6 protein-coding genes are annotated in these 11578 nt (G+C 54.9%); 5 read left to right on the top strand and 1 reads right to left on the bottom strand.

What is annotated here, in order from left to right; all coding sequences use genetic code 11:
* Window positions 1-67: 67 nt before the first annotated feature.
* The 5 genes from BEN74_RS04290 (at window position 68) to BEN74_RS19790 (ending at window position 10251) form a co-directional block, all read left to right on the top strand.
* Window positions 68-2605 (top strand): DUF5682 family protein, encoded by a 2538-nt coding sequence (locus BEN74_RS04290; protein ID WP_068913112.1) that lies wholly within the window; start codon window positions 68-70, stop codon window positions 2603-2605.
* Window positions 2602-3738, top strand: a complete 1137-nt coding sequence (locus tag BEN74_RS04285; RefSeq protein ID WP_068913110.1) for a VWA domain-containing protein — start codon at window positions 2602-2604, stop codon at window positions 3736-3738. The genes BEN74_RS04290 and BEN74_RS04285 overlap by 4 nt, the downstream gene beginning before the upstream one ends.
* A complete protein-coding gene (locus BEN74_RS04280) occupies window positions 3735-5840 on the top strand; it encodes an SWIM zinc finger family protein (protein ID WP_068913108.1) in 2106 nt (701 codons plus the stop codon). The genes BEN74_RS04285 and BEN74_RS04280 overlap by 4 nt, the downstream gene beginning before the upstream one ends.
* A 223-nt stretch (window positions 5841-6063) precedes the next feature.
* Window positions 6064-9897: a phosphoribosylformylglycinamidine synthase gene (gene purL / locus BEN74_RS04275; RefSeq protein ID WP_068913106.1), complete on the top strand. Its 3834-nt coding sequence runs from the start codon at window positions 6064-6066 to the stop codon at window positions 9895-9897.
* 225 nt (window positions 9898-10122) lie between these two features.
* Entirely contained in the window at window positions 10123-10251 is a 129-nt protein-coding gene (locus BEN74_RS19790) for a KGW motif small protein (RefSeq protein ID WP_265936575.1), read from the top strand.
* A gap of 83 nt (window positions 10252-10334) precedes the next feature.
* On the opposite strand, the gene BEN74_RS04270 is transcribed toward BEN74_RS19790, so the two are convergent.
* Window positions 10335-11546: an aspartate aminotransferase family protein gene (locus tag BEN74_RS04270; protein WP_068913104.1), complete on the bottom strand. Its 1212-nt coding sequence runs from the start codon at window positions 11544-11546 to the stop codon at window positions 10335-10337.
* Window positions 11547-11578: the final 32 nt, after the last annotated feature.

The following is an 11578-nucleotide window of genomic DNA, read 5'->3' as shown; positions in this document are numbered from 1 at the left end:
GCGCCGGCGGCTCGCATTCTTGAATTTTGGATGAGGCTTTTCATCCCAGAGTATTCAGCTGAACACTATGACAGATTTTGCGGCGCGGCCGCCACGCCTGCAGCATGCGCTGCAGCTGATCCAGCAATTGGCGGCGCGGGAGATTTACTTCTTTCCCGTCCGGCATCACAGCCCTGCATGCGCCTATGCCGTATTGCAGGCGCTTCGAGAGATTCAGCCTGCGCATATCCTGATTGAAGGCCCAAGCTCCTTTAACCGGCTTATTGCAGACCTGCAGCATGCCGACAGCCGGCCGCCTTTGGCTGTGCTGTGCCAGACTGAAATCCGGCCGGTTCCTGCCGATTCAGCACAGCCGGAAGCGGAGGCTGAGGCCGCTAAGCAGTACCGGACAGCGTATTTCCCGTTTTGCGAATATTCGCCGGAATGGGTGGCGCTGCGCGAAGCGCCGGCGCTGCAGGCGGGCGTTGAATTTATTGATCTGGACTGGAGCAGCCAGGTTGAGCATGAGCAGCAAGCCAGCGCGCAGCAGACATGGCAAAGCCGCTCTTTGCAGCAGGAGCGCTATTTGGCGCACAGCCAATATATTCAGCTGCTTGCCCGGAAGCTGCATTGCCGCAATCATGATGAGCTGTGGGAGCATCTGTTTGAACTGCAGCCCCGTGAGCGGCTGCAGGCATGGCAGGCTTTCTTTGAAGAGGTTTTTGTCTGGTGCGCGATGTCGCGGCTGGATTATGAGCCGGCTGTGCTGCAGGCGGAAGCGTCTTTAATCCGTGAACAGCGCATGCTGCAGGGTATTCTGGCGCGCTGCCAAGACCGGCAAGGGCCGCTGTGCATCGTCACGGGCGGCTTTCACACTTTGGCTTTGGTAGAGGAATTAGCCGATCAGCTGCTGAATCCCAAGCCGAAAAAAACAGCCCAATTGAAAAGCCGAGAACAGTCCGATCAGTCATGGCTGATCCGCTACAGTTTTGACCGCTTAGATGCACTGAACGGCTATGCTTCCGGCATGCCGTCTCCGGCATTTTATCAGCGCTGCTGGGAACAGCTGCTGCAGGATGAGCCGGATGAGGCTGCTGCCCGGCAGCACTTGGCGGTTAACTTTATTTCTGAATTTTCCGCGCAGCTGCATCAGCAGCAAATCACGGACAGCAGCTTTATTACCGTAAAAACCGCCAGTGAGCAGGCTATAGGCTTGGCGGCGCTGCGCGGCCATGCGCAGCTCAGCCGGTTTGATGTGATTGATGCATGCTTCAGCAGCTTTATTAAGGGAAGCCTGGATGAAGGGCAGCAGGCTTTCCGCCAGGTTCTGCATCAGCTGCTCAGCGGGGCGGCATTGGGGCAGGCGGCGCAGTCGGCGCAGACGCCGCCGCTGCTGGCGCAAGTGTATGAGCTGGCAAAATTCCACCGCTTTAAGCTGGAGGAAACACTCAGCAAGCGGGCCAAGCTGGATGTGCTGCGCAATCCGAAGCACCGCTTGCGCAGCCGGTTCCTGCATTTGCTGGACTTTTTGGAGCTGGACTTTGCCAAGCGCCTGAGCGGGCCGGATTTTCTTGGCGGCGGGCAGCTGAATTTGCTGTTTGAAGAATGGGACTATGCATGGACGCCGCAGGTCGAAGCGAATTTGATTGAACTGGCGGAATACGGCAGCGAAATGAGCGGCATTGCGCTGCAGAAGCTGCTCAGGCTGAAGCAGGACTTTGCGCAGCAGGGGCTGGGGCGCTCTTCGCATCAGGCTGTCCAGCTGCTCATCCGGGCTGCGCTGATGGGGCTGCAGCCGCAGATTCCGGTGCTATTTGCCGAGCTGGAACGGTTTTTGCCGGAAGATCCGGATCTGGATTCGGTGCTGCAATGCGGGCAAAAGCTGCTGTATTTATGGACTGGAAAAGACTTTCTGGCTTTCCAGCAGCAGCCGGCTTTAAAAACGCTGCTGCAGCAGGCTGTGTCCAGCGCATTATTTTTGGTTTCGCAATGGGCCGCTCCGCCGCTTGAGCAGCAGCGCCAATATTTGCAGCACTTGCTGCAGCTGCATGGCCTGATCAAGCAAACTGCATATCTGCTGGAAAATGAAGCCGGGGGCTTGAGCTTATTTCACAGCACTGTTGCGCGCTTAACGCCGGGCTGGACGCAGGCCAGCCTGCTGCTGGGCGGCGTGAGCGCGCTGCAGTTTATGGACGGCGTCTGCACCGAGCAGGAGCTGCATCAGCGGCTGCAGCAGCGTTTTGGCATAGGAGCCGACCCTGAACAGGCGGTAAATTACCTTTCAGGCATCATGCACAGCGCGCCGGAACTGCTGCTGCGCTATCCGGCAATGGCGGACTTGCTGAATGAACTGGTGCAAACATGGGATGAAGCTGTATTTGTCGCGCTGCTGCCCGACCTGCGCTTTGCCTTTACGCATTTCAAGCCCAAAGAAACCGCGGCGTTTGCTGAACAGATCGCGCAGATCAATGGCGTGTCCAGCCTGCAGATTGCCCATTACAGCAGTGAAATCAGCCAAGAGCAGCTGCTGCAGGGCGTGCAGCTCAACCAGCAGCTGAACTTTTTAATCGCGGAACAGCAGCTTGAGCATTGGCTTGCGGCTGCAGAACAGGGAGGCCAGTCATGACCAGCCGTCAAGATGCCGATTCAGCTGCGCGCTGGCGGCTGATTCTGGGGCGCTACAGCGACCGGGCATTCGATCAGGTGCAGCTAGACCGCGAACAATTGCGCCTGGAGCGCACACTGGACTATTTATACAACCGCGAATATGAACGGCGCGGGCAGGCTGCGGGCCAGCCGCGGCATGGATCGCTGGATAATTCCCAGCTTACGGCCATCAACTGGCTGAATAATGCGCGCAAGCTTTTCCCGCAAAGCACCTTTGAGCGGATTCAGATGCAGGCAGTCGAACGCTATCAGCTGGACGCCTTGCTGAAAGACGAAAAAAGCCTGCGCAGCCTGGAGCCGACGCCGCAGCTGGCCAAAGCCTTGCTGAGCATGCGCGGGCGGATGAATGCGCAAACCCGCGAAGCTGTGCGCGACATTATCCGTCAGGTAGTCGAGCAGATTGTTGCCCGGCTGAAGCCGAATTTTGTGCATGCGGTTCAGGGGCGCCGCAACCGTTTCCGGCGCTCTGTTATTGTCAATAGCCAAAACTTTGACTGGCGGCGCACCATTCAGCAGAATTTGAAGCATTACCATACCGGCCTGAATAAGCTGATTATTCAGCAGCCTTTTTTCAATGCGCGGGTGCAGCGGCATTTGCCGTGGACAGTCGTGCTTTGCGTTGACCAAAGCGGCTCAATGATGAGCTCGGTGATGTACAGCGCAATTTGCGCCAGCATTCTGGCCAGCCTGCCTGCGGTAAAAGTCCATCTGGTGCTGTTTGATACCCATATTGCCGATTTATCGCATCTGGCGCATGACCCGGTTGAGGTGCTGCTGACCGCGCAGCTCGGCGGCGGCACGGATATCGCCAAAGCCGTAGCTTACTGTGAAAAATATATTACGCAGCCGAGCCGGACTATTTTCACTTTAATCAGCGACTTTGAAGAGGGCGGTTCGGTGGCCCATCTGCTGAATGCGGTGAGCCGCTTAAACAGCCAGCAGGTCAAGCTGCTGGGCCTGGCCGCTTTAGATGAGCAGGCGAACCCGGTTTATGACATGCAAATGGCGCAAAAGCTGAATGAACGCGGCATGTCGGTGGCGGCGCTTACGCCGGAACATTTTGCCCAGTGGATGGCGGAGGTGATGCAATGAGCTGGCAGCAGCAGTATTTGGCCTATGATCAGGACAGCTTGGCGACCTATGCCAATGCAGGCTTAGTCCGCCGCGCTTTAAAAGATCTGGATGCCGGCAAAGTCCAGATTTTAGAACAATCCGAGCTGCAGATTGTGATTGAAAGTGACGGGCAGCAGGTGGTTTTATCGGCTTCAGGCCTGTCCCAAGCCGGCTGCAGCTGCCCGGCTGCGGGCGCCTGCAAGCATATTGTCGCAGCGGTTTTATCCGTTCAGAAGCATCTGCCTGAGCCGGATGCGGCTGTTCAGGCAGATGCAGCCGGTTCCGAAGCGCCGCTGGAGAATAGCGCCGCGCAGTCATCCAGCGGCCTGCTGGATGAAGTGCTGCAGCTGGATTTGGAGCAGATTGCGAAGCAGATCGGCAAAGCGCAGCGTGAAAAAGCGCTTAAATTAGCCCAAGCCTATGCGCATGAGGCAAATCTCCAAACTGAGATAGCGGGCGGCCGGCTTAAAATTGCCTTGGAGGTTTTTCCTGAAGGCATAATTTACATCGCCGGCGCCGGCTTTCAAGGCATGCTTTCAGAAATTGAAAAAGACCAGGCGGCTTGGCATCTGGCGGCATTGCTGGCGCTGCATCAGGCGCATGGAAAGCTTTGGCCGGCTTTGATTCTGCCCAAACTGCAGGCTGCGGCGGCGCTGACAGCCAGTGAACAGCAGTTTATTGCCGAGCTTGAACAGGATTTAGCGCAGCTGCTGGCGCAAGGGCTGTCGCATGTGCAGGAGTGGACTGCGCGGCAGTTCTATCTGCTGAATATTTCGGCCAAGAGCGAAGGCTTGCCCCGGCTGGCTGCGATGCTGCGCCAGCTGAGCGGCCAAGTCCGCCAATTGGCGCAGCGCGATGAACATGCTTCAGAGGGCGCGGCGCTGATCAGCATTGCCCAGCTGGCTGCCTACAGCTATCAATTAAGGCACAGTCAGGATGAACGCCTGATCCAGCTGCGGGGCAAAATCCGGCAAAGCTATGCAGCGGATGCTGAACTGCAGCAGCTGGAGCTGCATCCTTTAGGCGCGCGCTGGTGGCGCAGCCAAGGCGGGGCGCGCGGCCTGACTTTGTATTTCTGGCAGCCGGAAAAACAGCAAATTCTGGAAGCTACTGCAGCGCGGGCCGAAGCCCAGGACCCGGGCTTTGACCGTTACCGGGCATGGTCGCAGATGAGCCTTTGGAGCATGACGGCGCAGCAGCTGATGCAGGGCATTATCCGCCTGGAAACTCCCCGTTTTGCTGAAGATGGCCGCTTGGCGGTTTCAGGCGCCAGCGCTGCCCATCCTTTAAGCCCTTTGACGCATGAGCAGTATTTGAAGCTGCTCAGGCATCAGGCGGTCAGCGACTGGCAGCTTTTAGTGCAGGAGTGGAAAACCCGGCTGCAGAATGTGCAGCCATTGCCTGCGGCTGTTCTGCTGCAGATTGAGCGCTTTGATGCGCCGCAAATTGATGAAATTGAGCAGTGCGTCTGGTGGCGCCTGTATGACCGGCAAGGGCAGGACATCAGCCTAAGGCTGGATTGGAAAACCGAGGATCTGCCGAAAATCCGCCAGCTTGAGAAGCTGTGCCGCCAATCGGAGCAAAGCATTGACTGCGTATTGGCGCATGTCAGCATTCAGGGGCAGCAGGCTGTGCTTGCGCCTGTCAGCGCAATTTTAAAGCAGGATGCCGGCTGTGCGGTTTTCAGCTTTGATTTTGATCATCTTGCCGAAAAGAAGAAAACCCTGAAAGAAGCTTTGGCTGGGCGGATTGAACAGCTGCTGGCCAAGAAACAGCAGCATTCTGCAGCGCGGCTGCAGCCGCCGAATTTAAGCCAAAAAGTCTGTGAGCCTATTTTAGCGGTCTTGGAAACCTTAAGCTGTTCAGGGCGCCTGCATTTAACCGCTTCGCAGCGCAGCTGTTTAGAGGCGCAGCTGCAGCTGGCGGAAGATGCCGGGCTGAGCGTGCTGGCCAAAGCGCTTGATGCTGTACTGCAGCCGGGGCAGATCGCACCGCGGCAGCTTTTGGCTTTGGCCTATCTCTGCGATTCCCTAATTAAAATGCAGGTTTGCTTTCCGGTAGGAGCGCCTGCCGCCGCATAGGGCAGGTTTGCGCCGCTATTTAAGCTGCTAGCCGATTATTTTTGCAAGATTTTATCTAAAAAGGCGCAAGAATAGGGAAACAGGCAATTTTCTTGCAGGATTAGGTTACATAATAGGGTTTACCCATCTAGCTGATTTTTCCTTTTCACAGTAGAATATGTGCTCTCTTCAAAGTCACATTGTGGCGTGGTTCTAAAGACCAGCCCGTGGAGCCAAAATCAGCATGTTTATCGTGGCCGGTGCATCTGCACACTCTTCTTTTAAGAAAACGCAACTATTAACACGTCTATCGTCAATCAGTTCTGTTCAATCAATAGAAAGCCAATGGGTCTATCTGTTTGACCAAGCGCTCAGCGAGCAACAGCAGCAATCAGCTTTACAGCTTTTAAATGACGGCCAATCTTTTGAATTGCGCCAGCCTGCAAGTGATGAAGTGCAAATTTTAGTCACCCCGCGCGTCGGCACAATTTCGCCGTGGTCTTCTAAGGCGACCGATATTTTCGCCAACTGCAATACACCTGTACACCGCCTAGAACGCGGTGTTTTGTTTACTTTGAAGGGTGTAAAAGACATTTCAGACGCAGTGAAGCTTGCGCTGCATGACCGCATGACCGAAAGCGTTTTCAATCAGATTGAAGACGCCGCCGCGCTGTTTTCTGAAACTGCACCGAAGCCTTTAAACTCAATTGATATTTTGGGCCAAGGCAAAGACGCTTTAGTCAAAGCCAACTCTGAGTTTGGTTTTGCGCTATCTGATGAAGAAATTGATTATTTGACGGCAGCCTTTATCAAAATGGGCCGCAACCCGCATGACATCGAACTGATGATGTTTGCGCAGGCGAACTCGGAACACTGCCGCCACAAAATTTTCGGTTCAGAATGGACAATTGATGGCGAAAAGCAGCCATTGTCACTGTTCCAGATGATTAAGAACACTTATAAAGAATCGCCTACAGATGTACTGTCCGCTTATAAAGACAACGCATCGGTGATTGTAGGCTTTGACACGCAGCGCTTCTATCCGAAGAAAGATGCTGAAACCGGCCATCATGTTTATAAATACAAGAGCCAAGCCGCTCACATCTTAATGAAAGTGGAAACCCACAACCATCCTACAGCAATTGCGCCATTTGCCGGCGCAGCCACAGGTTCGGGCGGTGAAATCCGCGATGAAGGCGCAACCGGCCGCGGCGGCAAGCCGAAAGCAGGCTTGACCGGCTTTACCGTTTCCAACCTGAACATTCCGGGCTTTGAACAGCCTTGGGAAGAAAATTACGGCAAGCCGTCGCGCATGGCGTCTCCGCTGCAGATCATGATTGAAGGCCCATTGGGCGGCGCAGCATTCAACAATGAGTTTGGCCGTCCAGCCTTGAACGGCTATTTCCGTACATTCGAGCAGAATGTAAATGGCGAAGTCAAAGGCTTCCATAAGCCAATCATGATTGCCGGCGGCTACGGCAACATCCGCCCTGACCATGTTGAAAAAGACGCGATTCAGCCGGGCGACTTGCTGATCGTGCTGGGCGGCCCGGCCATGCTGATTGGCCTGGGCGGCGGCGCAGCCTCTTCAGTCGACAGCGGCAAGCTGGGTGAAAACCTCGACTTCGCTTCGGTGCAGCGTGAAAACCCGGAAATGGAACGCCGCTGCCAGGAAGTGATTGACGCCTGCTGGCGCATGGAAGATTTCAACCCGATTGTGTCTGTGCATGACGTGGGCGCGGGCGGCATTTCCAATGCCATGCCTGAGCTGGTGAATGACCATGAACTCGGCGCTGTGCTGGATCTGCGCAAGATTCCTTCGCTTGAGCCGGGCATGTCGCCAATGGAAATCTGGTCAAATGAAGCGCAGGAACGCTATGTATTGGCGATCCGTCCAAGCTCTTTGGAACTGTTTGAATCGCTGTGCGCGCGCGAACGCTGCCCGTTTGCGGTATTGGGCGAAGCGACCGAAGCGCGCCATTTGACTGTGAATGACCCATTGTTTGACAACAAAGCGGTGGATATGCCAATGCAGGTGATGCTTGGCGGCACGCCGCGCATGAGCCGTTCATATGAAACCATTCAGCGCCAAGGCGATGACTTTGACGCTTCACAGATCGATTTCAAAGATGCAATCTACCGCGTGCTGAAAAACCCGACAGTTGCCTCTAAATCGTTCCTGATCACCATTGGCGACCGTTCGATTACCGGCATGGTAGCGCGTGACCAGATGGTCGGCCGCTGGCAAGTTCCTGTAGCGGATGCTGCGGTAACGACTACAAGCTTAGTGGGCTACACCGGTGAAGCGATGGCGATGGGCGAGCGTCCGCCGGTGGCTCTGCTGAATCCTGCCGCTTCTGCGCGCCTATCGGTTGCGGAAGCCATCAGCAACATCATGTCGGCAAAAATTGAGCAGATCAGCGATATTAAACTGTCTGCAAACTGGATGGCGGCAGCCGGCCAGAAAGGTGAAGACCAAGCCCTGTTTGAAGGCGTAAAAGCCATCGGCATGGAAATGTGCCCTGCGCTGGGCATTGCCATTCCAGTCGGCAAAGACTCGCTGTCTATGCGCACCACTTGGAAAGACGAAGGCGAAGACAAAGCGGTAACTTCTCCAATGTCAGGCGTAATTACTGCATTTGCGCCAGTGACTGATGTGCGCAAAACCTTGACGCCAGAATTGAAAAATGAAGCCTCTGTGCTGGTGCGCATTGACTTGTCTAAAGGCCAGTTCCGCCTTGGCGGTTCAATCCTTGCACAGGTTTACAAGGCAATCGGTTCGGTTACGCCAGACGTCGACAGCTTTGATGATTTCAAGGCATTCTTCGCGCTGGTGCAGGACTGGAACAGCCGCGGCCTGATCAAGGCCTATCACGACATTGGCGACGGCGGCCTGCTGGCGACTGTTGCGGAAATGATGTTCGCTTCACGCCTGGGCGCAGCTTTAGAAGAGCAGTCTGTTGCCAGCCTGTTTGCTGAAGAAATTGGCGCAGTGCTGCAGATTTCGGCAGCGGATTGGGCAGCGCTGGAAGCTGAAGTGGCGGCATCCAGCCTGAAAGATGCGATTTCTGTTGTAGGCACAGTCAATGATACTGATACTCTGACCGTCAATGGCTTAAGCCTGCCGCGTGAAGAGCTGCAGCTGGCCTGGACTGAAGTGTCGCACCAAATCCAGCGCCTGCGTGACAACGTGGAAACTGCGGATCAGGAATTTGCTTTAATCACTGACAAATCTCATGCAGGCTTAATTGCTCAGCCGACATTTGACCTGAATGAGCCAATTGAAGCGCCGTACATCAATGAGCGCCGTCCAAACATGGTGATTCTGCGCGAACAGGGCGTAAACGGCCAGGTGGAAATGGCGGCCGCGCTGGACAAAGTCGGCTTCAACGCCGTTGACGTGCATATGAGCGACTTGCTTGCCGGCCGCGCCGATTTGAATGATTTTGAAGGCTTAGTGGCGTGCGGCGGCTTCTCTTACGGCGACGTGCTGGGCGCGGGCGGCGGCTGGGCTAAATCAGTCCTGTTCAACCCGAAACTGCGCGACCAGTTTGAGAAATTCTTCAACCGCGATGAAACTTTCTCTCTCGGTATCTGCAACGGCTGTCAAATGCTGTCGCAATTGGCGCCGCTGATTCCGGGTGCAGACAATTGGCCGCGTTTCCACCGCAACATCTCTGAGATGTTTGAAGCGCGCGCCGTCAATGTGCGTGTGGAAAAATCAAACTCTGTGCTGCTGGAAGGCATGGAAGGCTCGATTCTGCCAATCGCCGTGGCGCATGGCGAAGGCCGCGCAGTGGCAAGCGCAGACAGCATCGCTGCGCTGAATGCGGGCGATCAGGTGATCTTGCGCTATGTGGACAGCCGCGGCAACCCGACGCAGCATTACCCAATGAACCCGAACGGTTCGCCGGAAGCGATTTCAGGCGTAACCTCGAAAGATGGCCGCGCTACGATTATGATGCCGCACCCGGAGCGCAACTTCCGCGCGGTTCAGCATTCATGGAAGCCTGAAGAATGGACTGAAGATGGCGCATGGCTGCGCATGTTCCGCAATGCGCGCAAGTTCATTGGCTAATCTGAAGTTTGTGTTGTAAAAGCCGCCTTCGGGCGGTTTTTTTATTGTGCTGTATTTTTAGTTTTTCTTTTATTTTTAGTTCTCCCGCTGGACTTGGTTTGGATTTTGCTTTTATATTGGAGTGAAAAGATTTTTGTGCATTTTATGCGCAATGAAGATGCGATATGGAAGCAAGAGGCGAACTCAATATAAGTTCAGGATTGAATCTCTGAGTGAGGTGACGCAATGCCAAAAACCGTGATGTATGCCGCAGTGGATAAATCCGCTTTGCGCAAGAAAGGATGGAAGCTGTTTGCAGCGGTTGTCAGCCTGCAATTGCTGTTTTTGCTGCTCGGCTATGCCTTGCATATTTGATGGAGTAGAAGCCGCCGGAGGGCGGGCGCTGAACGGATCAGGCGCTTAGGCTTAAACGACTGATCCGCTCAGTGTGTCTTAAATCAGGCTAAATAGTTTTTCACCATTTTCACTACACGTTCAATCAGCTGGTCGGCCTGTTCCTTATTGATGTTCAAGGCCGGCAGCAGGCGGATGACAGAGCCTGCAGTCACGTTCAGAATCACTTTGTATTCATCGCGCGCAATATGCACCAGATCCGGGCAGGCTTTAGGCAGCTCAATGCCGATCATCAGGCCAAAACCGCGCACAGCGACATTTTGCCCCGCCAGCTGCGTTCTGAACTGTTCGACAATATAGGCGCCCATCTTTGAGGCATTTTCGGTTAAGTTCTCTTTTTGAATGGTGTCAATGACGGTATATACCACGCGCGAACCTAAAGGCGTGCCGCTGTAAGTTGAACCGTGATTGCCGGCTGTCAGCACGCCTGCGCCGCGGCCTTGCGTCATGACTGCGCCAATCGGGAAGCCGTTGCCCAAGCCTTTAGCCGTGGTGATGACATCCGGAATAATGCTGGTGTGCTGATAGGCAAAGTATTTGCCTGTGCGGCCGTTGCCGGTCTGCACTTCATCCAGCATCATCAGCCAGTTGTGCTGATTGCAGATTTGGCGGATTTCCTCTAAATAGCTGAAGCCCTGAGGCGCGGTGTTTACGCCGCCTTCGCCCTGAATCGGCTCAACTAAAATCGCCACAATATCCGGATGGTTAATCGCAGCTTCTTCAATCGCTTCAATGTCGCCAAATGGAACGCGGATAAAGCCTTCTACCAAAGGCCCGAAGCCTTCCTGAACCTTTTTGTTGCCTGTGGCGGCCAGCGTAGCCAGTGTGCGGCCGTGGAAAGAATGCTCCGCGACAATGATTTTCGGGCTGGCAATGCCTTGCTGCTGGCCGAATTTGCGCGCAATTTTAATTGCGCCTTCATTGGATTCCGCGCCGCTGTTGGAAAAGAAAATTTCTTCCATGCCGGCCGCTTCCGCCAGCTTTTGCGCAGCTGCCGTCTGCCAAGGCACTTCAAACAAATTGCTGGTATGAATCAGGGCCGCCGCCTGATCTGCAATCGCCTCAGTCACGGCAGGGTGCGCATGGCCCAGGCCGCACACGGCAATGCCGGTCAGCGCGTCAAAGTATTCAGTGCCGTCTGCTGTGTACAGATAAGAACCCCTGCCTCGGACAAAGCTGATCGGCTGACGGCCAAACACAGGCATCAAATGAGACGGTTGATCAGTTTGCACAGGCGCAAGGGTAATGTTATTCATGACTGAACTCTTATCTTGTTGAGGGTTGAAAA

The sequence above is a fragment of the Acinetobacter sp. WCHAc010034 genome (genome assembly GCF_001696615.3).
Taxonomy (GTDB): domain Bacteria; phylum Pseudomonadota; class Gammaproteobacteria; order Pseudomonadales; family Moraxellaceae; genus Acinetobacter.
The sequence above is the reverse complement of the archived record's forward strand: the minus strand, read 5'-3'. Positions and strand labels throughout refer to the sequence as shown.

Bases quoted from the DNA above. Each gene is read 5' to 3' on its own strand.
- BEN74_RS19790 (WP_265936575.1), top strand. From the start codon at position 10,123: ATGCCAAAAACCGTGATGTATGCCGCAGTGGATAAATCCGCTTTGCGC.
- BEN74_RS04285 (WP_068913110.1), top strand. From the start codon at position 2,602: ATGACCAGCCGTCAAGATGCCGATTCAGCTGCGCGCTGGCGGCTGATT.
- BEN74_RS04290 (WP_068913112.1), top strand. From the start codon at position 68: ATGACAGATTTTGCGGCGCGGCCGCCACGCCTGCAGCATGCGCTGCAG.
- BEN74_RS04280 (WP_068913108.1), top strand. From the start codon at position 3,735: ATGAGCTGGCAGCAGCAGTATTTGGCCTATGATCAGGACAGCTTGGCG.
- BEN74_RS04270 (WP_068913104.1), bottom strand. From the start codon at position 11,546: ATGAATAACATTACCCTTGCGCCTGTGCAAACTGATCAACCGTCTCAT.
- purL (WP_068913106.1), top strand. From the start codon at position 6,064: ATGTTTATCGTGGCCGGTGCATCTGCACACTCTTCTTTTAAGAAAACG.